The following is a 24478-nucleotide window of genomic DNA, read 5'->3' on the forward strand; positions in this document are numbered from 1 at the left end:
AAAGAATCCGGAGAGAGAGTTGATGGGGCCGATACTGGAACTTGAGAGTGCACGCTTGCTGTTGCGCCAGTGGCGCGACGAGGACTTGCCGGAGTTTGCCCGGATGTGTGCCGATCCTCAGGTGATGCGCTATTTTCCGACAGTCCTCAACCGTCTGGAAAGTGCCGCGCTGATCGGTCGGATTCGCGGGCACTTCGCCGAATACGGCTTTGGCCTCTGGGCGCTGGAACGCAAGGACACCGGGGCCTTTATCGGCCTGACCGGGCTGATGCAGGTGAACTTCGAGGCCACCTTCACCCCGGCGGTGGAGATCGCTTGGCGCCTGTCCAGCGAGCACTGGGGCCTGGGCTATGCCAGCGAGGCGGCCTGGACGGCCTTGCGCTGCGGTTTCGAGCGCCTGTCCCTGGACGAGGTCGTGGCCTTTACCAGCGAGAGCAATACGGCATCGCAGAAGGTCATGCAGGCTATCGGCATGCATTACGACCCGCAATCGGACTTCGAGCATCCGAAGCTGGCCGACGATCATCCGTTGCGCCGCCACGTGCTCTACCGCATCAACCACGCGCAATGGCTGCGCACCCTGCAAGGATAACCCCGGGGTTGGCCGATCCGCTGCACCGCCGGGAGCGACAAAGGCTGTATCATTCGAGGCCTGTGGCCAGCGTGCCGGCCACACAAGCACGGATGGCTTGATATCGTCGTTAAGTGAACAGTATTGCCCTGTGTGAGGAGCGTTTGAATGAGCCAAGTGCTGGAAGACCTGGTCGACTTGCTGACCCTGGAACCGATTGAAGAAAACCTGTTTCGCGGCCGCAGCCAGGACCTGGGCTTTCGCCAGTTGTTCGGCGGCCAGGTGCTGGGCCAGTCGTTGTCGGCGGCCAGCCAGACGGTCGAGCAAGCGCGGCATGTGCATTCGATGCACGGTTATTTCCTGCGCCCGGGCGATGCCGGTTTGCCGGTGGTCTACTCGGTCGATCGGGTGCGCGACGGCGGCAGCTTCAGCACGCGGCGCGTCACGGCGATCCAGAAGGGCCAGCCGATCTTCACCTGCAGCGCCTCGTTCCAGTACGACGAGGAAGGTTTCGAGCACCAGAGCAGCATGCCCCAGGTCGTCGGGCCGGAGAACCTGGCCACGGAGCTGGAGCTCACCCAGCAACGTGCGCACCTGATTCCCGAACATATGCGTGAAAAACTCCTGTGCCCCAAGCCCATCGAAGTGCGCCCGGTCACCGAGAAGGACCCTTACAACCCGCAGCCGTCGGACCCGGTGAAGTACGTCTGGTTTCGTGCCGATGGGGCACTGGCCGACTCGCCGGCACTGCATAAATATCTGCTGGCCTATGCTTCGGACTTCGGTCTGCTGACCACGTCCTTGCTGCCCCATGGCAAGTCGGTGTGGCAGAAGGATATGCAGGTCGCCAGTCTTGATCATGCCTTGTGGTTCCATGCCGATCTGCGCGCTGACGACTGGTTGCTCTATGCCATGGACAGCCCGTGGGCCGGCAATTCCCGCGGATTTTCCAGGGGGAGCGTGTACAACCGCGCCGGTGTGCTGGTGGCATCGGTGACCCAGGAAGGCTTGATCCGTCATCGCAAGGATTGGGCATGAGTCTGTCCGAGGTACGTCATTGGGTGTTCGATATGGACGGCACCCTGACGGTGGCCGTGCACGATTTCGCCGCGATCCGCGTGGCCCTGTCGATTCCGCCGGAACACGACATTCTCACCCATCTGGCGGCATTGCCGGCGGATGAAGCCGCGACCAAACATGCCTGGTTGCTGGAGCACGAGCGGGACCTGGCGCTGGGCTCGAAGCCGGCGGTGGGGGCGGTGGAGCTGGTGCGTGAGTTGGCCGGGCGCGGTTATCGCCTGGGTATCCTGACGCGCAATGCCCGCGAGTTGGCCCATGTGACACTGGAGGCCATTGGTTTGGCGGACTGTTTTGCCGAGGCCGATGTGCTGGGTCGCGATGAAGCACCGCCCAAGCCGCATCCGGGTGGTTTGCTGAAGTTGGCCGAGGCCTGGGAGGTGGCGCCGAGCGAGATGGTGATGGTCGGTGACTATCGTTTCGACCTGGATTGCGGACGGGCGGCGGGGGCTCGGACCATATTGGTCAACCTGCCGGACAACCCGTGGCCGGAGTTGACCGACTGGCATGCCGAGGATTGCGTGGCGCTTCGGCAGATGCTTTTGGCTTGAGGGCCTCTTCGCGGGCAAGCCCGGCTCCTACAGTTATTTGTCGTCCGCAAAATCTATGCACGACAGAAATTTGTAGGAGCAGGGCTTGTCGGGACGCCGCATCGCCGCGAAGACGTCAGTCCAGGCAACACATCCCTCGCTGCCTGTACCGTAAACCGCTAGCGCTGAAACAACGCCTTCTGCCCCTGCGGCGAAGTCAGCATCCCATCGCCGTTATGCCCAACCCCGGGCACCTCGACCAGCGTCTGCGTGAAGCCTTGCGGATGACGCTGTTGCAGGTAGGCGAAATAGTTATGCCCGCGAATCAGCCGATACGCCCCCTGGGCTTCCGCCCCGCAGCTCTTGTCCAGGGCCGGATGGTTCGGGTCGGTGTCCTGTTGCCCCAGCAGGTAGGTGATATCGCGCTGCACATAACCCTGCTCCAACTGCGCCGGTGATTGCCCCTTGGCGTAGTCGGGCAGGTTCTGCAGGCCATACTTCCAGTCGTTGAACCCCGGGCAACTCGCCGGGCTGAACCCCACCACTGGCCGCTGGGCGTTGAAATAGGCATAGGACGACGGGTTGGCGACCACATAGCGCAGCTTGACGCCGCTCCCCGCCAATTGCGCGTCGCCATGCCCTACCAGCGCATAGCGTTGCACCACCTGGCCACCCCCGGAGTGCCCGGCGACGACCACTTCACGCAGGGCCGGAAATTTCTTCCTGTTGCCCAGGCGCTGGAGCACTTCGTCCAGGGCCGCATAGGAGCTCATCGCCGAAGGCCCGGTCGATTCCGAACCGGCCATCCAGTCATCGCCGTGCCAGCGCAGCAGGTTGCCCGGCAGGTGATTGCTCCGCGCATCGCTGTCATTGAGGAACTGCGGGGCGATGATCAGGGTATTGCGGTCCTGGCCCGCCTGGGCCGCGGCTGTCTCCGCGCTCTGCAGATAGGTCATGGCGTTACGCAGCCGACCGTGGACGATGATCAGCACCCGTTCCACATCCGGCATCGGCCCCTGCCAATCGCGATTGAGCCCGACGCTCAATTCACCGGCCGACAACTTCAAGTGATTGGGGCTGACTTCGAGCCCGTGTTCCTTGGCCTGGGCCTGGGCGCCGATCACGCACATGCCCAACAACAATGACCCACACAGTATTTTTTTCATTCACAGACTCTTGGCGGCGAAGGTATCGCATTGGTTGAGTTGCCCTTGGGCGAAGCCGGTCTTGAACCAGCGCACCCGTTGCGCAGAGGTGCCGTGGGTGAAGGAGTCCGGCACCACGCGTCCCTGACCCTGCTGCTGGAGACGATCATCACCGATTGCGTTGGCGGCATTCAAGGCTTCTTCGATATCGCCGGGTTCCAGCCATTTCAAGCGTTGCTGCGCGTGATAGGCCCAGACCCCGGCCAGGCAATCGGCTTGTAGTTCCTGGCGGACCAGCAAGCCATCGGCGCCTTCCATCTTTTGCCCTTGCTGGCGGGCCGCCTGCATCCTGGCGGACACGCCGAGCAGGTTTTGCACGTGATGGCCGACTTCGTGGGCGATCACATAGGCCTGGGCAAAATCCCCGGCGGCCTTGAAGCGCTGGGACATCTCGCGGAAAAAATCCAGGTCCAGGTAGACCTGTTGATCCGCTGGGCAATAGAACGGTCCTGTGGCGGAGGAGGCCAGGCCGCAGGCGGAGGCGACCCGTCCGCGGAACAGCACCAGTGTCGGGTCTTTGTATTGACGACCGGCCTGCTGGAAGATCTGGCCCCAGGTGTCTTCGGTGTCCCCGAGAATGGCTCGGACGAAGTCCGCCTGCTCATCGTTGGCCGGCGGTGCCTGGCGGGTTGGCTGAGTGGCGGGGGCTAAAGGTTGCTGGCTGAGGTGGTTGCTGAGTTCTCCGAGAATCTGCATGGGGTCCTGGCCCGTGAGCAGACCGATGCCGACGATCAACACGACGGCGCCCAGGCTCAAGCCTTTGCCACCGCCGAAACGCAGACCGCCACTCCCGGCATTGCTGTCATCGCGAGCATCCACCACGTTGTCGCTGCGCCGTCCTTTTCTCCAGAGCATGTGGGAATCCTCTTGTTGCTGTCGCAATGAGTGTTGCTGCTGGGGCGGGTGAGCGCCAGTCCGGTCGTCAGGCCGTTTCGGCCAGCCACTTGACGCTTTTTCATCCAGGGAGAATACTCGGTAAAAATTCATATAGATGACTGGATAACTACAAGAATGAATGCCCTTTCCAGCGACGAACGCCTGCCCCTTTATCAACGTCTGCGTGACGAACTGGCCCGGCAAATAGCCAACAACCGCTGGCGCCCGGGCGAGGCGATTCCCACCGAAACGGTGCTGGCCGGCGAGTACCAGCTGTCCATCGGTACGGTGCGCAAGGCCATCGACAAGCTGGTGGAGGAGGGCATTCTCGAACGCCATCAAGGCCGCGGCACCTTTATCCGTCGCCCGCAGTTCCAGTCTTCGCTGTTCCGCTTCTTCCGCTTCCAGACCCTGGCCGGTGAACGCCAGGTCCCCGAAAGCCGAATCCTCAATATCGATTCCCTGCCCGCGCCCTCCGCCGTCAGCCAGGCCCTGGGGCTGCCGCCCGAGGCCGAGGTTATCCGTATGGTCCGTCTGCGACTGCTGGAAGGCGCGCCGGTGCTGGCCGAGGAAATCTGGCTGCCCAAGGGGCCGTTCCAGGCGCTGCTGAGCGCCGATCTGGACCAGCAGGGGCCGCTGCTCTATCCGATCTACGAGGAACTCTGCGGCCAGGTCGTCGCCTGTGCCGAGGAAACCCTTACCGCCGAAGCCGTGGGCGAGGTCCATGCGCGGTTGTTGCAGATCGAGGCCAACAGCCCGGTGGTGGTGATCGAGCGACTGGCCCGCGACTACGCCGGCCAGCCGCTGGAGTGGCGGCGCTCCCGTGGCCAGGCCAGCCACTTCCGCTACAGCGTCGAGATTCGCTGAGCCCTGACCCGCTCCCCGTTCACCTATAAGGATAAGAAATCATGTTCAGTTGGTATCGCGATATCACCTCGAGGGAGCGCAAGACATTCTGGGCCTGCTTTGGCGGCTGGTCCCTGGATGCGCTGGAAGTGCAAATGTTCGGCCTGGCGATTCCCGCGCTGATCGCCGCCTTCGCCCTGAGCAAGGGCGATGCCGGGTTGGTCAGCGGCGTGACCCTGATCAGTTCGGCCATCGGTGGCTGGCTCGGCGGCACGCTGTCCGACCGCTATGGCCGGGTCCGAACGCTGCAATGGATGATCCTCTGGTTCTCGTTGTTCACCTTTCTTTCGGCCTTTGTCACCAGCTTCAATCAGTTGCTGATCGTCAAGGCGCTGCAAGGCTTTGGCATCGGCGGCGAGTGGGCGGCGGGCGCGGTGCTGATGGCCGAGACCATCCAGGCCCGGTTCCGCGGCAAGGTCATGGGCGCGGTACAGAGCGCCTGGGCGATCGGCTGGGGCGCGGCGGTCGGGGTGTTTACGCTGATCTATACCTTCGTGCCCGAGGCCATGGCCTGGCGCGTGATGTTCCTCGTGGGCCTGTTGCCGGCGCTGCTGGTGATTTATGTGCGGCGCAGCGTGGTCGAACCCGACAGCGCGCAACGCCAGGCCAAGGCCCAGAGCCGTGGTTTGTTGGCTTCGATGGCGGCGATCTTCCGTCCCGAGTTGCTGCGGGTGACGCTGCTCGGCGGCATCCTCGGTCTGGGGGCGCACGGTGGTTATCACGCGGTGATGACCTGGCTGCCGACCTTCCTCAAGACCGAACGCAACCTTTCGGTGTTGAGTTCTGGCGGCTACCTGGCGGTGATCATCGTGGCGTTCTGGTTCGGCTGTGTGGTCAGCGGTCTGTTGCTGGACCGTATCGGCCGGCGCAAGAACATCATCCTCTTCGCCTTCTGTTGCGTGATCACGGTGCAGTGCTATCTGTTCCTGCCGTTGAGCAATACCCAGATGCTGTTCCTCGGCTTCCCCCTGGGCTTTTTCGCCGCCGGGATCCCGGCCAGCCTGGGGTCGTTCTTCAATGAGCTGTATCCGGCGGATGTCCGTGGTGCCGGCGTGGGCTTTTGCTACAACTTCGGTCGTGTGCTGTCGGCGGTGTTCCCGTTCATGGTCGGGCATATGAGCGAGTCGATGTCCCTGGGTTCGGCCATCGGTATCGATGCGGGGATCGCCTACGGCGTGGCGGTGCTGGCCGCATTGGCGCTGCCGGAAACCAAGGGCCGCAATCTGCAGGAGGCTGTGCCGGAAGTCGCGTCGGCCAAGGGCGCAGATGCCCGCCAATTATCCTGAGAGCACCACGTAACTTGTAGGAGCAGGGCTTGCCCGCGAAGGCGTCCTGACAGGCAACGCCAGGCTCAAGGGCCTCATCGCCACAAGACCTGCGTTCAGACGTGATTCAACTTTATATCGCGCCGCCCTGTGCGGTGCTTCAACCATAGATGAGTTCCATGCCCGAGACTTGCCCACTGCCGATTCGCGGCATCGATGCCCATGCCCATGTTTTCGAACGCGGCCTGGGGCTTGCGAGCGTGCGCCGTTATGCACCGGACTACGATGCGACCCTGGCCGACTACCTGCAGCGCTTGCAGGAAAACGGCCTGAGCCACGGTGTGCTGGTGCAACCGAGTTTCCTCGGAACCGACAACAGCTATCTGCTGGCAGCATTGCAGCAGGAGCCCGAACGGCTGCGCGGGGTGGTGGTGGTTGAGCGCGATATTGCCCTCAGCGAGTTGGAGCGGATGGCCGGACTCGGCGTGGCGGGCGTTCGCCTGAACCTGATGGGGCAGCCATTGCCGGACTTCTCCGGCGCGTCGTGGCAGGTGTTTTTCGGCCATTTACGCCGCCTCGACTGGCATGTCGAAGTGCACCGTCAACTGGAGGATCTGCCGGCTTTGGTCGAGCCGCTGCTGGCGTTGGGGTGCAAGGTGGTGGTCGATCATTTCGGCCGGCCCGATGCACGGCTTGGGGCCGGGCAACCGGCTTTTGCCCGTCTGCTTGAACTGGGTGAATGCCAGCGCTTGTGGATCAAGGTTTCGGGTATTTACCGGCTGGGCGGGACGCCGATGGAAAACCTGCATTTCGCCGAGAAGGCCTTGTCGTTGATGCTGCAAACCCTGGGGCCGGATCGCTTGCTGTGGGGCAGCGATTGGCCGCATACGCAGCATGAGCAGGACGTGAGTTTCAGCTCGGAGCTTGATCGTCTGCGCCGTCTGGCCTGCGCTGCGCCATTGCGACAGCATTTGCTGTGCAACACGGCGGCGGAGCTGTTCAGGTTTGTAAAAGACTGAAGCGGGCGACTGTGGGAGCGGAGCTTGTCGGATCGCCGCACCGCCGCGAAGCTTTTAGCGGCTTCAAGGGCCTCTTCGCGAGCAAGCTCTGCTCCCACAGGGGACGCGTTCGGGTTTGATTTACGGGTATGGGCTCTTGTCCGGGTTCAGCGGCGGGTCAGCAACACCCCGGATTCCATATGATGGGTCCAGGGGAATTGATCGAACAGCGCGCAGCGTTCGATGCGGTGGGTATCGTGCAGCTGCGCGATATTCGCCGCCAGGGTTTCCGGGTTGCAGGAGATGTACAGGATATTGTCGAAGCGCCGGGTCAGCTCGCAGGTGTCCGGGTCCATGCCGGCACGCGGTGGGTCGACGAACACGCTGCCGAACTCATAGCTTTTCAGGTCGATGCCGTGCAGGCGACGGAACGGGCGAACCTCGTTCAGTGCTTCGGTCAACTCCTCGGCGGACAGGCGCACCAGGGTGACGCTGTCCACGCCGTTTTCGTCGAGGTTGCTCAAGGCCGCATTCACCGAGGTCTTGCTGATCTCGGTGGCCAGTACCTTGCGCACCCGGGTCGCCAGCGGCAGGGTGAAGTTGCCGTTGCCGCAATACAACTCCAGCAGATCGTCGGAACGCTCGCCCAGGGCTTCATAGGCCCAGTTGAGCATCTTCTGGTTCACCGTGCCGTTGGGCTGGGTAAAGGCACCCTCCGGTTGCCGGTAGCTGAAGGTGCGCCCGGCAATCTCGAATTTCTCCACCACGTAGTCGTGGCCGATCACCACGCGCTTGCCCTTGGAACGGCCGATGATGCTGACCCCAAGGTCGGCGGCCAGCTGCTCGGCGGCGGTCTGCCAGTGCTCGTCCAGCGGACGGTGATAGCACAGGGTGATCATCGCATCGCCCGCCAGGGTGGTCAGGAACTCCACCTGGAACAGCTTGTGGCTCAGGGGCGCGCTGGCTTGCCAGGCGGCCTTGAGCTTGGGCATCAGTTCATTGATGCGCAGGCTGGCGATGGGGAATTCCTCGATCAGGATCGGCGTGCGCTTGTCGTCCTGGGAAAACATCGCGTAGTGGCGTTCGCCCGCTTCGCGCCAGAGGCGGAACTCCGCCCGCAGGCGGAAGTGCTGCAAGGGCGAGTCGAACACCCGCGGCTCGGGGGCGTCGAACGGCGCCAGCAGGTCGCGCAAGCGCGCGACCTTGTCTTCGAGCTGAGCGGTGTAGGTGTTGGAGTCAAAAGTCATGCGTTGAACCAGCCCAGCTTGATCACGAACAGTATCGACAGAATCACCAGCGCCGGGTTCAGTTCGCGGGCGCGACCGGACAGCAGCTTGATCGCGGTCCAGGCAATGAAGCCGAACGCGATGCCATTGGCGATGGAATAGGTGAACGGCATGGCCAGGGCGGTGACCACCACGGGGGCGGCTTCGGTGATGTCCTCCCAGTTGATTTCCGCCAGGCCCGAAGTCATCAGCACGGCGACGAACAGCAGCGCCGGTGCGGTGGCGAACGCCGGGACGCTGCCGGCCAGCGGGGCGAAGAACAACGCCAGAAGGAACAGCACGGCCACCACCACGGCGGTCAGGCCGGTACGGCCGCCGGCACTGACGCCCGCCGCCGATTCAATGTAGCTGGTGGTGGTCGAGGTGCCCAGCAGCGAGCCGGCCATGGCGGCGGTGCTGTCGGCGATCAGCGCGCGACCCATTTTCGGCATGTGGCCGTCCTTGCCCATCAGCCCGGCGCGCTTGGCGACGCCGATCAGGGTCCCGGAGTTGTCGAACAGGTCGACGAACAGGAAGGCGAAGATCACGCTGACCAGGCCGATGTTCAGGGCGCCCTTGATGTCCAGTTGCAGGAAGGTCGGGGCCAGCGATGGCGGTGCCGAGACGATCCCGCCGAACGGGCTGAAGCCCATCAGGATCGAGACGATGGTCACGCCGAGGATGCCGATCAGCACCGCGCCACGGACTTTCAGGGCATCCAGGGCGACGATGGCGGCGAAGCCCAGGGTCGCGAGGATCGGTGCCGGCTGCTTGAGGTCACCGAGGCCGACCATGGTCGCCGGGTTGCTCATCACGATGCCGGCGTTGTGCAGGGCGATCAGCGCCAGGAACAGGCCGATACCGGCGGCAATCGCCGAACGCAGCGGCAGCGGGATGCTGTTGATGATCCATTCGCGGATGCGGAAGATCGACAGCACGAAGAAGCACACCGCCGAGATGAACACCGCCCCCAGCGCGACTTGCCAGGTATGGCCCATGTGCAGGACCACGGTGTAGGTGAAGAAGGCGTTCAGGCCCATGCCCGGTGCGAGGGCGATCGGGTAGTTGGCGATCAGGCCCATGACCGTCGAGCCGAAGGCCGCGGCCAGGCAGGTGGCGACAAACACCGCGCCCTTGTCCATGCCCGTTTCGCCGAGGATGCTCGGGTTGACGAACAGAATGTAGGCCATGGCCAGGAAGGTGGTGACGCCCGCGAGTATCTCGGTGCGTACATTGGTGTTGTGTGCCTTGAGTTGAAACAGCCTTTCCAGCATCTCTGCTCCCCCGTGGCGCACTCGGCGCCGTGAATGAATCGATCCCCAAACAGCCAAGCACAGACTCTAGCGGCCTGATGAGCTTCTGTCTGTGGAAAAAAGCCGCGCATCATACCAGTGGTTTGTGCCGGTTGGCTGCGCGTTGCAAGCAAGATGCCAGGACATGGGCAAAAAATTTGTCCTGGCGCGGGGCATCGGTGTCGTCGCCGAGTCCATCAGGCATACTGCTGGCTCCTTTCGGAGGGATTTATGAGCAGTCGAGTGAAGAGTCTGGTCCTGGGTATGGGCCTGGTGATGGCCAGTACGGTGCTGACGGCGTCTGCCGCGCCGGCCCAGGCGCTGATTGGCGTGGGCCTCTATACGGTGGTGTCCAAGGGCTGTGTCGAGGACGTATCCGACGGTCGCACGCAAACCCAATGCGCCCATCGCGGGCCGATCACCGTGACAGTGGTGGAGTCGGGTTATGGGCACGGCCTGCTGGCCTTTCTCAACGGTGTCCCCCTGACATACGCCACGCGCAGTTCACTCTGTGAATTCCAACGGCCATTCGCACCTTGCACCAGTGGCAAGGTGGTGGGTTACAAATTCACCTATGTGTTTGAGCTGGACAGCCAGCAGGTCGGCACTTTCGTCGTCGCCGATCGTTCGCTGACGGCGCCGGTGCGGACCCTGGGGGCGGAAATTCAAATCGCCGCCTACTAAGCGACTTTCGCAGGCTCGGCCGCTTGTGCCGGTTGCCCCGGGGCTTCGTGCATACGGTCGCGTCGGGCCAGGGTCGGAAACAGTTTCATCCAGCTCCCGGTGATCACCAGGGTGCCGATGCCGCCCATCACCACGGCGGGCACGGTGCCGAACCAGTTGGCCGTCAATCCTGACTCGAACTCGCCGAGCTGGTTGGAGGCGCCGATAAACAGCCCGTTCACGGCGCTGACCCGGCCGCGCATCTCGTCCGGGGTTTCCAACTGCACGAAGGACGCACGGATCACCATGCTGATCATGTCCGCCGCGCCCAGCACCACCAGCACCGCCAGGGAGAACCAGAACGAGGTCGACAGGCCGAAGGCGATGGTCGCCACGCCGAACACGCCGACGGCGGTGAACATGATCCGCCCGACCTTGCGCTCCACCGGGAAGCGCGCCAGCCACAGCGACATCAGCAGGGCGCCCACCGCCGGGGCCGAGCGCAACAGGCCCAGGCCCCAGGCGCCGGTCAGCAGGATGTCCTTGGCGAATACCGGCAGCAGGGCCGTGGCACCGCCCAGCAGCACGGCGAACAGGTCCAGGGAAATCGCCCCGAGAATGTCCGGGCGACTGCGGATAAACCGAATCCCCGCCAACAGCGAATGCAGGGTGGCCTTGCCCTTGTTCAGGGCGGTCTGCCGCGCCGGCAGGTTGAGCATCAGCAGGCAGGCGATCGCATACAGGGCCACGGTGGGCCCATAGACCCAGACACTGCCCAGGGCATAGAGCAAACCACCGAGGGCCGGGGCGACGATGGTCGCCAGTTGCTGGGCCGACTGCGCGGCGGCCACGGCGCGCGGGAACAGCGCCGCCGGGACGATGGACGGCAACAGCGCCTGGGTGGTGGGCATTTCGAAAGAGCGCGCCGCCCCCAGCAGGAACGCCAGGATAAAGATCATTTCCCGGGTCACGTGGTGGGTCGCGCTGCCGACGGCCAGGCTCAGGGCGATCAGCGCCTGCAACGACTGGCACAGCGCCGAGACGTAGCGCCGGTCGTAGCGGTCGGCGACATGGCCGGTGTGCAGCATGAACAGCAGCCGCGGGGCAAACTGCACCAGACCGGCCAGGCCCAGGTCCAGCACATTGCCGGTCAGTTGGTAGAGGTTCCAGCCGATGGCCACGGTGAGCATCTGGAAGCCGCTGGCGGTAAAGATCCGCGCCAGCCAGAAAGCCAGGAACGGACGGTGGTGGCGCAACAGCAACGGCGTGGTGTCGGGCATCGGGGGCTCGGTCGGGGCGTGGGGAAAGCAGAGGTTATCATTTGGGTGTAACAAGAAGTTGCCAGATTGCACGGGTTTTTTGCGGATCAGAAGGGCATCTGGGCTGAGACAACCTGTCACGCGGCAAAAGACCACGCAGGCAGCTCGTCGGAATGGGACTACTCTTTCAACGTTGATTGATCCGGATCAATACCTGACAGAGGAAGCATTATGTTCGGTTTGGAGGCGCTCGATCTCGCCCGAATCCAATTCGCGTTTACCATCTCCTTCCACATCCTGTTCCCGGCGATCACCATCGGCCTGGCGAGTTACCTGGCGGTACTCGAAGGCTTGTGGCTGAAGACGCACAACGATACCTACCGCGATCTGTACCATTTCTGGTCGAAGATCTTTGCCGTCAACTTCGGCATGGGCGTGGTCTCCGGGTTGGTCATGGCCTATCAGTTCGGGACCAACTGGAGTCGCTTCTCCGACTTCGCCGGCGCGGTCACCGGGCCGTTGCTGACCTATGAAGTGCTCACGGCGTTTTTCCTCGAAGCCGGTTTCCTCGGCGTGATGCTGTTCGGTTGGAACCGCGTCGGACGGGGCCTGCATTTTTTCTCCACGGTGATGGTGGCCATCGGGACGCTGGTCTCGACCTTCTGGATTCTCTCCTCCAACAGCTGGATGCAGACGCCCCAGGGCTACGAAATCATCGACGGCCGGGTGATCCCGGTGGACTGGTTTGCGGTGGTGTTCAACCCGTCCTTCCCTTATCGGTTGATGCACATGGCCACGGCGGCCTTTGTCGCGACAGCGTTTTTCGTCGGCTCGTCGGCGGCCTGGCACCTGTTGCGCGGGCGCGATAATCCGGCGATCCGCACCATGCTCTCGATGGCCATGTGGATGGCGCTGATCGTCGCGCCGATCCAGGCGGTGATCGGTGACTTCCACGGTCTCAACACCCTCAAGCACCAGCCGGCGAAGATTGCCGCCATCGAAGGCCACTGGGAAAACGTCGGCAACGAGCCGACCCCGCTGATCCTCTTCGGCCTGCCGGACATGAAGGCCGAGAAGACCCGTTTCGCCGTGGAGATTCCCTACCTGGGCAGCCTGATCCTGACCCACAGCCTGGACAAACAGGTGCCTGCCCTCAAGGAGTTCCCGCCGGAGGACCGGCCGAATTCGACCATTGTGTTCTGGTCGTTCCGGGTCATGGTCGGCCTGGGTTTCCTGATGATCTTCACCGGGCTCTGGAGCCTGTGGCTGCGCAAGCGTGATCGCCTCTACAGCAACCGTACCTTCCTGTACCTGGCGCTGTGGATGGGACCTTCGGGCCTGATCGCGATCCTGGCCGGCTGGTTCACCACGGAGATCGGCCGTCAGCCCTGGGTGGTCTACGGCCTGATGCGCACGGCGGATGCTTCGTCCGGGCACACCTTGGTGCAAATGAGCATCACCCTGGCGCTGTTCGTCGTGGTCTATTTCTCGCTGTTCGGTGCCGGCCTGGGCTACATGATGCGCCTGGTGCGCAAAGGGCCGAAAACCAACGAAGGGGCCGAGTCGAGCCACGGTGGTCCCGGCCAGCAACGTACGCCGGCCCGTCCGCTCTCCGCCGCCGATGATGGCGCCGAAGATGCTCACCACCTGAACAAGGGGAACTGAGTCATGGGTATTGATCTTCCGCTGATCTGGGCCGTGATCATCATCTTCGGCATCATGATGTACGTGGTCATGGATGGGTTCGACCTGGGGATCGGCATTCTCTTCCCCTTCATCAAGGACGACCGTGACCGCGACGTGATGATGAACACCGTCGCGCCGGTCTGGGACGGCAACGAAACCTGGCTGGTGCTCGGTGGCGCGGCCTTGTTCGGCGCGTTTCCGCTGGCCTATTCGGTGGTGCTGTCGGCGCTCTACCTGCCATTGATCCTGATGCTGATCGGGCTGATCTTTCGTGGCGTGGCCTTTGAGTTCCGTTTCAAGGCCAAGGAGCACAAGCGGCATATCTGGGACAAGGCGTTTATCGGTGGTTCACTGACCGCGACCTTTTTCCAGGGCGTGGCGCTGGGGGCTTTCATCGATGGTATTCCGGTGGTCAATCGCCAGTTCGCCGGCGGCTCTCTGGATTGGTTGACGCCCTTCACGCTGTTCTGTGGCGTTGCGCTGGTGGTGGCCTATGCCTTGCTCGGCTGCACCTGGCTGATCATGAAGACCGAGGGCAAGTTGCAGGAGCAGATGCATGACCTGGCGCGGCCCCTGGCCTATGTGGTGTTGGCGGTGATCGGGGTGGTCAGTCTCTGGACGCCCCTGGCCCATGCCGAGATCGCCGCGCGCTGGTTTACCTTGCCGAACCTGTTCTGGTTCCTGCCGGTGCCGATCCTGGTGCTGGTGACGCTGTACGGTTTGCTCCGGGCGGTGGCGCGTAACGCCCACTACACGCCGTTCCTGCTGACCCTGGCGCTGATTTTCCTCGGCTACAGCGGCTTGGGCATCAGCCTGTGGCCGAATATCGTGCCGCCGTCGATCTCGATCTGGGACGCCGCCGCGCCGCCGCAAAGCCAGGGCTTCATGCTGGTGGGGACGCTGTTCATCATCCCGTTCATCCTGGGCTACACCTTCTGGAGCTACTACGTGTTCCGCGGCAAGGTGACCCACGAAGACGGTTATCACTAGGGCGCTTGAAAGACGAGGACTGGGGTCATGGCAGGCAAACCTTCTTTGCAGGAGATCGAAGCGGCTGAGAAGAAACCGCTCTGGCAACGTATTGGCTGGCTGGTGATTATCTGGACGGGGAGCGTGCTTTCGCTCTTCGTGGTTGCCAGCCTGATGCGGCTGTTCATGAAAGCGGCAGGGTTAACTACGCACTAGCGAGTGACCGTGTAGATACCGTCTTACGGCCAACGCGGTCATTGTGGGAGCGGAGCTTGCCCGCGAAGCTTTTGGCGTCCTTGAGGGCCCCTTCGCGGGCAAGCTCCGCTCCCACATTGGGTACGGCGTCAGAGCTCGGTGGGTTGTGGTTACTTGCGCGCTTTGAGAATCACGAACTTGGGTGTCGCCGCCACTTGTTCGACGCCCCGGAACAACCGCGCCAGCTTGCTGTGATAACCCAGGTGGCGGTTGCCGACGATATACAGCGCACCGCCCACCACCAGGGCTTCACGGGCCTGCTGGAACATTCGCCAGGCGAGGAAGTCGCCGACCACCTGCTGCTGGTGGAAGGGCGGGTTGCACAACACCACGTCCAGCGATTGCGGCGCTTGTCCCGCCAGGCCGTCGCCAGCCTGTATCACTGCCTCGCGCTCGCCCAACGTTGCCCGCCAGTTTTCCCGCGCCGACTGCACGGCCATGAACGACTCATCCACCAGGGTGTACTGGGCCTGGGGGTTTTGCAGGGCGCTGGCGATCGCCAATACCCCGTTGCCGCAGCCCAGGTCCGCGACCTGCGCGCTACCCAGGTTGCCCGGCAGATGGGGCAGGAAGGCCCGGGTGCCGATGTCCAGGCCTTCGCGGCAGAACACATTGGCGTGGTTGAGCAGCTCGATGGCCGGTTCGTCGAGCCGGTAGCGCGTCGGGTAGGGCGATACGGCCGGCTCCCGGGCCTCGGGCGTGGCGATCAGCAAGCGGGCCTTCTTCACCGCCAGGGACGCCTGCACCGGGCCGATATAACGCTCCAGCAGATCGCCGGCGGCCCTGGGCAGGTGCTTGATCATGGCGCCGGCGATCACCTGGGCGCCCGGTGCCAGCTGGCCTTGCAGGCGAATCAGCTGTTCTTCCAGCAGCGCGAGGGTCTTCGGCACCCGGATCAACACCCGGTCGAAGGGCCCGGCCCAGGTCTCGCTGGCGGGGATATGCGGCACCGCGTCGAAGGCCTGGCCGTTACGCACCAGGTTCTTTTCCAGCGCCAGGGCACCGAGGAACGAGTCGCCGCTGCTGGTCACCCGCACCTGTCCGGCCAGGCTGCTGGCCAGGGCGCCGAAGCTGTCGTTGAGCACCAGCACCCGGGTCTCGGCCGACACGCCCTGCTCGGCCAGATGCGCGAGCAGGTACTCATCCGCGGCATCGAAGGCTTGCAGGGGCTCGTTCTGTTGTTCGGGCTGGCGGATCAGGTCGAGTCGGGCAAACGGGCTTTCTAGCAGGGGCATGGAGGGCTCTGGAGCGTCGATGTTGCCTCGTCACAGGTCAGGACAGGACAAGCGGGAAGAGAAGTTCGAAGGATTTTACGTGGGTTTGGCGCGGATTGCCTGTTTCTTCTGAGGGCAGGTCCTTCTGCCTGGTCGCTCCGTGCTCGTTCAGAAAAGCAGCCCTGATTTGGCGGCACACAAGACGGCGGAAGCTTTGTTGTTGACCCCGAACTTCCTCATGATCGTGCTCATGTGAAAACCCACGGTGCGCGTGGTCAGGTGGAGAATGTCGGCAATCTCGGAGGCGGTCTTGCCTTCCGCGGTCCACTTCATGATCTCGGCTTCGCGCGGCGACAACGGGTAGCTGTTGTCCGACCGTGGGGTCGGCAGCAGCTTGTCTGCCAGCGCTGAATGCAGCCAGTTGCACAGCCAGAGCACTTGCCCTGCCTTGCTGTAGAACTCATCGGTGGTAATCGGGACCGAATTGCGCGCCAGACTCAAGGTACTGACGATGCCGCGAACGTCATGGACGGACTGTGAGCATCCTTGTCTCAACCCATGCTCTTGCATGTCTCTCCAGAGTGTTGGGGTGGATTGAAAGACCTCCGGGGACCAGAGGATCGGGAACACCGAACGATGACAGTGGAAAACCAACGGATCGATCGTTTGGTAGTTGTTGCGCTGATAGCATCTGTTCCATTCACTTGGGTAGTTGTTGAAGCTTGTGCTGTTTGTTTGATGGCTTCCGAGTAGGGTGGTCATTCTGAATGATACGTAGGTGAAACCTATTTGCATGGCCAGATTGAAAACTGCGTTGAAGATTGCTTGTTCTTCTTTTTCACTCATGAGCTGATGCAGTTGATTGTCCTGCCAGTTCTCCATTGAGGTGCCCTTCCGTGATTGCGTGTAACGGTCGAAGGTGACGGGAATAGTGTAGGAAAGATCCGTATTGCGGGCCGATGTTTTTTGCTCTCCGATGATATTTTTATCGACTTTAAAAAAAAGCAGTTATCGCGCGTCGTGCGGTAATTGAGGGCGGTTTGCTATCATTTTGGATTGTACCCTTGCGGAGGGTGTGGGTGTAAGTAGGGCCTTTGCGGACTCTGCAAGAGCTTCTATTTGTGAGTGTTTACTAAGTGCTGGTCGAAATATTTTATATAAGCTGTTGTTTTCAGTTGTATGTGTATTTTTGTAATTAATGTGTATAAGTTTTCCGGAAATCCTATACCAACACAAAGTACCGGTGTTTCTCCCATGGACTTTGCGCGACACTGACGTTCACTGCCTTACGGAGAACGTCATGACTGCCAGCGCCGAGAAGTTCACCCGCCAGGTGCTGCACGATGTCCAGCCCTTGACCCCCAGTCTGTTCACCTTGCGCGCCAGCCGTGATGCCGGCTTTCGTTTTCGAGCCGGCCAGTTCGCCCGCCTTGGGGTGAGCAAGGCCGACGGTAGTGTCGTGTGGCGGGCTTATTCGATGGTGTCCTCACCCCATGACGAGTTCCTCGAATTCTTTTCCATCGTCGTGCCCGGGGGCGAATTCACCAGCGAGCTGAGTCGTCTGCGCGAGGGCGACACCTTGCTGGTGGACAAACAGGCATTTGGCTACCTGACCCTGGACCGTTTCGTCGACGGGCGCGACCTCTGGTTGCTGGCCACCGGCACCGGTATCGCGCCGTTCCTGTCGATCCTGCAGGATTTCGAGGTCTGGGAGCGCTTCGAGCGGATCATCCTGGTCTACAGTGCCCGCGAGGCGGCGGAGCTGGCCTATGGGGAACTGATCGCCGGCCTGGCCGGGCGCGATTACCTGGCCGAGCACGGCCACAAACTGCAGTTCATTGCCACGGTGACCCGCGAGCAGTGTCCGGGTCTGTTGAACGGACGCATCACTCACTTGATCGAGAGCGGCGAGCTTGAACGGGTGGCGGGGGTGGCGCTGTCACCCGAGCATTCCCGGGTGATGCTGTGCGGCAATCCACAGATGATCGATGACACCCGGGCGCTGCTCAAGCAACGGGGCTTGCAGCTCAGTCTGAGCCGGCGCCCCGGGCAGGTGGCGGTGGAGAACTATTGGTAGGGCGACACTGCGTTATGGCAGTCAGGGCTTGTTGGCCTGGGCCTTGAGCAGGTCGCGGATCTCGCCCAGCAGTTCCTCTTCCTTGGTCGGGATCGGCGGCACGGTCGGGGCTGCCGCCTCTTCGCGCTTGAGCCGGTTGATGGCCTTGACCCCCATGAAAATGGCGAAGGCGACGATGATGAAGTCGATGCAGCTCTGAATGAATTTGCCATAGGCCAGGACCACGGCTGGCACATTGCCGTCGGCGGCTTTCAAGGTAATGGCCAGGGCACTGAAGTCGACCCCGCCGATGAGCAGCCCGATCGGAGGCATCACCACGTCGCCGACAAACGACGAAACGATCTTGCCGAAGGCCGCGCCGATGATGATACCGACGGCCATGTCGACCACATTGCCCTTGACCGCGAAGGCCTTGAACTCACTGAGCACGCTCATAGGTTATTCCTTGTTACAGATGAGTGGAGTGAGCGCAGTGTAATGGAGCCGCGTGGATCTTGCAGGATGCGCGGAGCCGGCTGCGCTTGCTCTAATCGACCGGTTGCCCGGGGAAAAGTTTGCAAAGTGCCAGCAATCGCGCGAAATACGCGCCTTGGTGGCGGATGGCCCGTCTATTTTCTCAATCGACCTCTTCAGGCTTTTCTATTTAGAGAACCGGGCTTCAGTCACTAGCCTCTGGTCAGCGCATTGGAATGCGCTCTACAAAAACCAGAGGAGTCCGACATGAACATCATTCCTGCCCTTGGAAGCGTTTCTTCAAGGCGCGTGCTGTGCGTCTTGAGCGCCAGCCTGCTATCCCTGTCCGTCCACGCCGCGACCCTGACCCGTGATAACGGTGCCGCGGTCGGCGATAACCAGAACTCGCAGACCGCCGGTGCCGCCGGGCCGGTGCTGCTGCAGGACGTGCAACTGATCCAGAAACTCCAGCGTTTCGACCGTGAGCGTATTCCGGAGCGTGTGGTGCATGCGCGCGGCACCGGTGCCCATGGCACCTTTACCGTCACCAATGACCTGAGCGACCTGAGCAAGGCCAAGGTCTTTGCCGCCGGCAGTGCCACGCCGGTATTCGTGCGTTTCTCCGCAGTGGTGCACGGTAATCATTCGCCGGAAACCCTGCGCGACCCGCGCGGCTTTGCCACCAAGTTCTATACCAGCGAAGGCAACTGGGACCTGGTGGGCAACAACTTCCCGACCTTCTTCATTCGCGATGCCATCAAGTTCCCGGACATGGTGCATGCCTTCAAGCCCGATCCGCGGACCAATCTCGATGACGACTCGCGGCGCTTCGACTTTTTCTCCCATGTCCCAGAAGCCACTCGCACGCTGACCGAGTTGTACTCGGACTCCGGCACGCCGGCCAGTTACCGGGAGATGGATGGCAACGGTGTGCACGCCTACAAATTGATCAATGCCAAGGGCGACGTGCATTACGTCAAGTTCCATTGGAAGAGTCTGCAAGGGATTCGAAACCTGGATCCAAAATCGGTGGTCGAAGTGCAGGGCAAGGATTACAGCCATATGACCCACGATCTGGTGGCGCATATCAACAAGGGCGAGTTTCCGAAGTGGGATCTTTATGTCCAGGTCCTGACGCCAGAGGACCTGGGCAAGTTCGACTTCGATCCGCTGGACGCCACCAAGATCTGGCCGGGCGTGCCTGAGCGCAAGGTCGGGCAGATGGTGCTGGATCGCAACCCGGCGAATGTCTTCCAGGAAACCGAGCAGGTGGCCATGGCCCCGGCCAACCTGGTGCCGGGTATCGAGCCGTCCGAGGACCGGCTGTTGCAGGGCCGGGTCTTTTCCTATGCCGATACCCAGATGTATCGCCTGGGGCCGAACGCGTTGCAGTTGCCGATCAACGCGCCGAAAGTCGCGGTCAACAACGGCAATCAGGATGGGGCGATGAACAGCGGCCACAGCAGCGCCGGGGTGAATTATCAGCCCAGCCGCCTGTTGCCTCGCGAGGAGCCGCAGGCGGCCCGTTACAGCCAATTGGCCCTGGCGGGCAGCACCCAGCAGGCGAAGATCCAGCGCGAGCAGAACTTCAAGCAGGCCGGTGACCTGTACCGCTCCTACAGCAAGAAGGAAAAGCAGGACCTGATCGAGAACTTCGGCGGTTCCCTGGCGGACACCGACGACGAGAGCAAGCACATCATGCTGTCGTTTCTCTACAAGGCCGACCCGGAGTATGGCGCGGGGGTGACCAAGGTGGCCAAGGGTGACCTGGCACGGGTCAAGGCGTTGGCGGCGAAGCTGGCGGACTAGCAATCCCCGATAGTTGTTGTGTCAGTGCCGGCCTCTTCGCGGGCAAGCTCCGCTCCCACAGGTTTTGTGTCGTACACAAAACCTGGGCTCGACTCAAATCCTGTGGGAGCGGAGCTTGTCGGGACGCCGCATCGCCGCGAAGAGGCCCTTGAACTCACCAAACACCTTCCGGCTTCCCACCGCAACGGAGTTTCTCCATGCGTATTTATGCTTTCTTGCTTTTACTGGTCTGTTCCTTGGGCGCTTCAGCCCAGGAACCGTCAGTTCCTACCGACCCGGCCGCCCTCCAGGCGCAGCTCAAGGATTACTATTTCGATGCCGCCCGCCGTGGCGACGTCGAGATGCTCAACACCTTTATCGACGCCGGCTACAGCCTCGATACCCAGGACGACCAGGGCTACACCGCGCTGATCCTGGCGGCCTATCACGGCCAGGGCCCGGCGGTCGAACGCCTGCTGGCCGCCGGAGCCAATGCCTGCACCCAGGACAAACGCGGCAACACCGCGTTGATGGGCGCGATCTTCAAGGGCGAGGTGAGCATCGCCCGGCGCCTGCTCGCCACCGACTGCAACCCGGACCAACGCAACGGCGCCGGCCAGACGGCGGCCATGTACGCCGGGTTGTTCAAACGTACCGGGTTGCTCGACGCCCTGGCGGCCAAAGGTGCCAACCTCGACGCCGAAGATCCCCTGGGCAATAGCGCGGCGCGTCTGGCGGACGGCGAAATCCGCACACCGGCGCCGCGCTGATCGCCGCCAGCTGAGCTATCATCGCGGTTTTGCGTGGGGGTTCAGATGGCCAAGGCCAAGCGCATGTACGGCTGCACCGAGTGCGGCGCGACCTTTCCCAAGTGGGCCGGCCAGTGCGGTGAATGCGGGGCCTGGAACACCCTGACCGAGACGATGGTGGAAAGCGGCGGTGCCGCGCCACCCAGCGGTCGCACCGGCTGGGCCGGACAACAGGCGCAGATCAAGACCCTGGCCGAAGTCAGCGTCGAGGAAATCCCGCGTTTTTCCACGGCGTCCGGGGAACTCGACCGAGTGCTCGGCGGCGGCCTGGTGGACGGCTCGGTGGTGCTGATCGGTGGCGACCCGGGCATCGGCAAGTCGACCATTCTGCTGCAGACCCTGTGCAATCTCGCCACGCGCATGCCGGCGCTGTATGTCACCGGCGAAGAGTCGCAGCAACAGGTCGCCATGCGCGCCCGGCGCCTGGGCCTGCCCCAGGACCAGCTGCGGGTGATGACCGAGACCTGCATCGAGACCATCATTGCCACCGCCCGGGTGGAAAAGCCCAAGGTCATGGTGATCGACTCGATCCAGACCATTTTCACCGAGCAACTGCAATCGGCGCCGGGCGGCGTGTCCCAGGTCCGCGAGAGCGCGGCGCTGCTGGTGCGTTATGCGAAGCAGAGCGGCACGGCGATTTTCCTGGTCGGTCACGTGACCAAGGAAGGCGCCCTGGCCGGGCCGCGGGTGCTCGAGCACATGGTCGACACCGTGTTGTATTTCGAAGGCGAGTCCGATGGCCGTCTGCGCCTGTTGCGCGCGGTGAAGAACCGTTTCGGGGCGGTCAATGAGCTGGGCGTGTTCGGCATGACCGACCGTGGCCTGAAGGAAGTCTCCAACCCCTCGGCGATTTTCCTGACACGGGCCCAGGAAGAAGTGCCGGGCAGTGTGGTCATGGCCACCTGGGAAGGCACCCGGCCGATGCTGGTGGAGGTGCAGGCCCTGGTGGACGACAGTCACCTGGCCAACCCGCGCCGGGTCACCCTCGGGCTGGACCCGAATCGCCTGGCGATGCTGCTGGCGGTCCTGCACCGCCATGGCGGGATTCCGACCCACGACCAGGATGTGTTCCTCAACGTCGTCGGCGGGGTCAAGGTCCTGGAGACCGCCTCGGACCTGGCGCTGCTGGCGGCGATCATGTCCAGCCTGCGCAACCGGCCATTGCCCCACGACCTGCTGGTGTTCGGCGAGGTTGGCCTGTCCGGCGAAGTGCGGCCGGTGCCCAGCGGCCAGGAGCGTCTTAAAGAGGCGGCCAAGCATGGTTTCAAGCGGGCCATCGTGCCCAAGGGCAATGCGCCGAAAGAAGCGCCGCCGGGGCTGGTGATCATCGCGGTGACGCGGTTGGAGCAGGCTTTGGATGCGTTGTTTGAATAATGATCGCTTCATCTATCAATCGACCTATTGGGAAGGGAGTCAAAGGATGAAAGGTTTCAACTCGGCCGTGCTGGGGTTGGGATTGGCCGTGTGGTGCGGCTTGGCAGGGGCGACAGAGGTGCCCGCCGGTTATCGCGTGGCCCAACAATTGCCGATCGATAACGGGCAGGTGTTGGAGATACTGGAGGATGTGCGGATGACTCCGGACCTGCATCGCGCCCTGTGGGGCAACGGTACGGAACCGGAAAGTATCGATGACCAGGTGCTCGCCGCGGATGTCGAGAACAAGCCGTTCGTCGACGCCCAGGTGCGCTTGCTGGCGGCCTCCGGTGAGGCGCTGGAAAACAAAAGCCTGGGTTATCCGCTGGCCACGGTTGAGAAAGCCCCCCTGGTGGGTCTGCCGGCCCCGGCCTATTTCCTGACCATCGATGAAACGGCGCCGATGGGCACCTACAGCGGTCCGGCCACCCAGGTACTGATGCCGTCGACGGGCAAGCTCAACGCCACGGTCTATCGGACGGCGGAGGGCAAGAGCGAGGTGCTGTTCCTGGCCCAGACCGGCAAGGCGGCCTGGCAGGTCGGTGCGCCGACGGCGGACGGCGTGGCACAGATCCAGCAGGTGTCCTCGTCGCCGGCGAGCGAGGATGAAGAGTTCGTCACTACCTACCGGACTTATCGGTTCAAGAACGGCGCCTGGCAATTGTCGTCGCGGCAAGAGACGGGGTATTGGGACACCGAGAGCGATTTTCCACAGCGCTCGGCGTTTCCCTGATGGAGCCGGTGCGGGTTTGCCAGTGATTGCGAGGGTGTATTCACCGCCGCATCGCCGGCAAGCCTGATTCCACAACTTTTGTAGGGCTTTGTTTACAGCTCGATCAGGGCGCCCAGTTCCCGTTCGAGTTCCGCCGCGTCGGCCAGATTCAACTCGATCAGGCGCCGCAGGTGCTGGATCGATTCGAGGCCGATATGCAGGCACTTGAAGCCCAGGTGGTCTTTTTCCCGGTGCACCAGTTCGGCGTCCATTTCGACATGGGCGTTTGCCGCCAGGCGAATGTCGACGCGGAAGATGCCCTCGTTGCTGTCATCCCAGGTGCCGGGTCGCTGAAGTAGCAGCCCCTTGAGCGACAGGTCGATCAGATGCGCCGACCAGACGGTGGAGCCCTGGCTGAGGGTGGTGTCGGCGTCGAAATCAATACGTTTGAATTGGCGTCGATTGGAATGCGGGTCGCTCATGACGTGGCTCCTTGGCGTATTCACTGACTATAGCCTCCACAGCCAGCAGGAGCGAATGTATAGCCGGATACCACACGATTTGTGCTGCCGTGGGCTAGGGTGGGTGGCCATTGCAAGCCATCGCGCAGGGGCAAAAAAGCCGTTCTCGAGCAATGTCGGGTATGGCCTTTGGCCCTGTTGGCGCTAAACTCAAGGTAGCTGTCTTTCTTGTCCTCTCTGGCTGGAATATAAAAATGAAAAATAATAATAGCCCGCTACGCCACCTACCCTGGCTGCTGCTGGCAATCGTTGGAGCATGCGCCCTGGGCGTAGTGGCCTTGCGCCGCGGCGAGGCGATCAACGCCTTGTGGATCGTGGTCGCCGCTGTGGCGATCTATCTGGTTGCCTATCGTTACTACAGTTTGTTCATCGCCAACAATGTCATGCAGCTCGATGCCAATCGGGCCACGCCGGCGGTGCTCAACAATGACGGTCTGGACTATGTGCCGACCAACAAACACATTCTTTTCGGTCACCACTTCGCGGCCATCGCCGGCGCGGGACCGTTGGTCGGGCCGGTGCTGGCGGCGCAGATGGGGTATCTGCCTGGCACGCTCTGGCTGATCGCCGGTGTGGTCCTGGCCGGTGCGGTGCAGGACTTTATCGTCCTGTTCCTCTCCACACGCCGCAACGGCCGTTCCCTGGGCGATATGGTCCGTGAGGAAATGGGCCGC

The 24478-nt window shown here is 62.5% G+C and carries 25 protein-coding genes; 16 read left to right on the forward strand and 9 right to left on the reverse strand.

All coding sequences use genetic code 11. The features are described 5' to 3' along the window. Nucleotides 1–22: 22 nt before the first annotated feature. The 3 genes from M5C01_RS27625 (at nt 23) to M5C01_RS27635 (ending at nt 2199) form a co-directional block, all read left to right on the forward strand. The gene (locus M5C01_RS27625; protein WP_103495852.1) at nt 23–592 is read left to right on the forward strand and encodes a GNAT family N-acetyltransferase; all 570 of its coding nucleotides are present in this window, start codon (nt 23–25) and stop codon (nt 590–592) included. A gap of 147 nt (nt 593–739) precedes the next feature. Beyond that, a complete protein-coding gene (tesB, locus tag M5C01_RS27630) occupies nt 740–1609 on the forward strand; it encodes an acyl-CoA thioesterase II (RefSeq protein WP_103495853.1) in 870 nt (289 codons plus the stop codon). Continuing rightward, entirely contained in the window at nt 1606–2199 is a 594-nt protein-coding gene (locus M5C01_RS27635; protein ID WP_152741760.1) for an HAD family hydrolase, read from the forward strand. The genes tesB and M5C01_RS27635 overlap by 4 nt, the downstream gene beginning before the upstream one ends. 158 nt (nt 2200–2357) lie before the next feature. Here M5C01_RS27635 and M5C01_RS27640 read toward each other — a convergent pair whose 3' ends face one another. Further along, complete coding sequence (locus M5C01_RS27640; protein WP_178129991.1) at nt 2358–3344, reverse strand: alpha/beta hydrolase; 987 nt, start codon at nt 3342–3344, stop codon at nt 2358–2360. Next, complete coding sequence (locus M5C01_RS27645; protein ID WP_152741761.1) at nt 3345–4238, reverse strand: neutral zinc metallopeptidase; 894 nt, start codon at nt 4236–4238, stop codon at nt 3345–3347. Between the two features lie 156 nt (nt 4239–4394). Here M5C01_RS27645 and M5C01_RS27650 point away from each other — a divergent pair, with 156 nt between their 5' ends. The 3 genes from M5C01_RS27650 to M5C01_RS27660 all read left to right on the forward strand — a co-directional run bounded on the left by M5C01_RS27650 (nt 4395) and on the right by M5C01_RS27660 (nt 7449). Further along, nucleotides 4395–5126 (forward strand): GntR family transcriptional regulator, encoded by a 732-nt coding sequence (locus M5C01_RS27650; RefSeq protein WP_103495857.1) that lies wholly within the window; start codon nt 4395–4397, stop codon nt 5124–5126. Between the two features lie 41 nt (nt 5127–5167). After that, complete coding sequence (locus M5C01_RS27655) at nt 5168–6451, forward strand: MFS transporter (RefSeq protein WP_103495858.1); 1284 nt, start codon at nt 5168–5170, stop codon at nt 6449–6451. Between the two features lie 158 nt (nt 6452–6609). Next, the gene (locus tag M5C01_RS27660; RefSeq protein ID WP_152741762.1) at nt 6610–7449 is read left to right on the forward strand and encodes an amidohydrolase family protein; all 840 of its coding nucleotides are present in this window, start codon (nt 6610–6612) and stop codon (nt 7447–7449) included. A 146-nt stretch (nt 7450–7595) separates the two neighbouring features. Here M5C01_RS27660 and trmA read toward each other — a convergent pair whose 3' ends face one another. After that, entirely contained in the window at nt 7596–8675 is a 1080-nt protein-coding gene (gene trmA, locus M5C01_RS27665) for a tRNA (uridine(54)-C5)-methyltransferase TrmA (RefSeq protein ID WP_103495860.1), read from the reverse strand. Further along, entirely contained in the window at nt 8672–9967 is a 1296-nt protein-coding gene (locus M5C01_RS27670; protein ID WP_152741763.1) for an NCS2 family permease, read from the reverse strand. The genes trmA and M5C01_RS27670 overlap by 4 nt, the downstream gene beginning before the upstream one ends. 249 nt (nt 9968–10216) lie before the next feature. Here M5C01_RS27670 and M5C01_RS27675 point away from each other — a divergent pair, with 249 nt between their 5' ends. Continuing rightward, entirely contained in the window at nt 10217–10669 is a 453-nt protein-coding gene (locus M5C01_RS27675; protein ID WP_103495862.1) for a DUF4879 domain-containing protein, read from the forward strand. Here the strand turns inward: M5C01_RS27675 and M5C01_RS27680 are convergent. Beyond that, nucleotides 10666–11928: an MFS transporter gene (locus M5C01_RS27680; RefSeq protein ID WP_152741764.1), complete on the reverse strand. Its 1263-nt coding sequence runs from the start codon at nt 11926–11928 to the stop codon at nt 10666–10668. The two genes, M5C01_RS27675 and M5C01_RS27680, sit on opposite strands and share 4 nt — an antisense overlap. Nucleotides 11929–12138: 210 nt before the next feature. On the opposite strand from M5C01_RS27680, the gene M5C01_RS27685 reads away from it, so the two are divergent. Genes M5C01_RS27685 through M5C01_RS27695 form a run of 3 tightly spaced genes read left to right on the forward strand, consistent with a single transcriptional unit; the run spans nt 12139 to nt 14778 of the window. Beyond that, a complete protein-coding gene (locus M5C01_RS27685) occupies nt 12139–13572 on the forward strand; it encodes a cytochrome ubiquinol oxidase subunit I (RefSeq protein WP_152741765.1) in 1434 nt (477 codons plus the stop codon). A gap of 3 nt (nt 13573–13575) precedes the next feature. Then, entirely contained in the window at nt 13576–14583 is a 1008-nt protein-coding gene (cydB, locus tag M5C01_RS27690; RefSeq protein ID WP_100941470.1) for a cytochrome d ubiquinol oxidase subunit II, read from the forward strand. Nucleotides 14584–14610: 27 nt separating this feature from the next. Next, the gene (locus M5C01_RS27695; RefSeq protein WP_152741766.1) at nt 14611–14778 is read left to right on the forward strand and encodes a DUF2474 domain-containing protein; all 168 of its coding nucleotides are present in this window, start codon (nt 14611–14613) and stop codon (nt 14776–14778) included. A 149-nt stretch (nt 14779–14927) separates the two neighbouring features. Here M5C01_RS27695 and M5C01_RS27700 read toward each other — a convergent pair whose 3' ends face one another. Both M5C01_RS27700 and M5C01_RS27705 read right to left on the reverse strand, forming a co-directional pair. Next, a complete protein-coding gene (locus M5C01_RS27700; protein WP_152741767.1) occupies nt 14928–16052 on the reverse strand; it encodes a methyltransferase in 1125 nt (374 codons plus the stop codon). Nucleotides 16053–16199: 147 nt separating this feature from the next. Further along, a complete protein-coding gene (locus M5C01_RS27705; protein WP_103498102.1) occupies nt 16200–16913 on the reverse strand; it encodes a LuxR family transcriptional regulator in 714 nt (237 codons plus the stop codon). A gap of 418 nt (nt 16914–17331) precedes the next feature. On the opposite strand from M5C01_RS27705, the gene M5C01_RS27710 reads away from it, so the two are divergent. Next, on the forward strand, nt 17332–18108 hold the full coding sequence (locus tag M5C01_RS27710; RefSeq protein ID WP_152741768.1) for a ferredoxin--NADP reductase: 777 nt from the start codon (nt 17332–17334) through the stop codon (nt 18106–18108). A 21-nt stretch (nt 18109–18129) separates the two neighbouring features. Here the strand turns inward: M5C01_RS27710 and mscL are convergent, their stop codons facing one another. Next, nucleotides 18130–18543 carry a large-conductance mechanosensitive channel protein MscL gene (gene mscL, locus M5C01_RS27715; protein WP_152741769.1) on the reverse strand — a complete coding sequence of 138 codons (414 nt, stop codon included), beginning with the start codon at nt 18541–18543 and terminating at the stop codon, nt 18130–18132. 285 nt (nt 18544–18828) lie between these two features. Here mscL and katB point away from each other — a divergent pair, with 285 nt between their 5' ends. From katB to M5C01_RS27735, 4 genes are all read left to right on the forward strand, one after another. Then, on the forward strand, nt 18829–20370 hold the full coding sequence (gene katB, locus M5C01_RS27720; RefSeq protein WP_152741770.1) for a catalase KatB: 1542 nt from the start codon (nt 18829–18831) through the stop codon (nt 20368–20370). A 197-nt stretch (nt 20371–20567) separates the two neighbouring features. Next, nucleotides 20568–21119, forward strand: a complete 552-nt coding sequence (locus M5C01_RS27725; protein WP_152741771.1) for an ankyrin repeat domain-containing protein — start codon at nt 20568–20570, stop codon at nt 21117–21119. Between the two features lie 45 nt (nt 21120–21164). Continuing rightward, nucleotides 21165–22532: a DNA repair protein RadA gene (radA, locus tag M5C01_RS27730; protein WP_100941462.1), complete on the forward strand. Its 1368-nt coding sequence runs from the start codon at nt 21165–21167 to the stop codon at nt 22530–22532. Nucleotides 22533–22578: 46 nt separating this feature from the next. Next, nucleotides 22579–23304, forward strand: a complete 726-nt coding sequence (locus M5C01_RS27735; RefSeq protein ID WP_152741772.1) for a hypothetical protein — start codon at nt 22579–22581, stop codon at nt 23302–23304. A gap of 92 nt (nt 23305–23396) precedes the next feature. Here the strand turns inward: M5C01_RS27735 and M5C01_RS27740 are convergent, their stop codons facing one another. Continuing rightward, nucleotides 23397–23765 carry a PilZ domain-containing protein gene (locus M5C01_RS27740; RefSeq protein WP_152741773.1) on the reverse strand — a complete coding sequence of 123 codons (369 nt, stop codon included), beginning with the start codon at nt 23763–23765 and terminating at the stop codon, nt 23397–23399. A 233-nt stretch (nt 23766–23998) separates the two neighbouring features. Between M5C01_RS27740 and M5C01_RS27745 the strand changes: the two genes are divergently transcribed. Next, nucleotides 23999–24478, forward strand: a 480-nt coding sequence (locus tag M5C01_RS27745; RefSeq protein ID WP_283094132.1) for a carbon starvation CstA family protein, incomplete at its 3' end; no start/stop codon positions are given.

The sequence above is a fragment of the Pseudomonas sp. MWU12-2319 genome (assembly GCF_023242525.1).
GTDB classification, from domain to species: Bacteria; Pseudomonadota; Gammaproteobacteria; order Pseudomonadales; family Pseudomonadaceae; genus Aquipseudomonas; species Aquipseudomonas gingeri_D.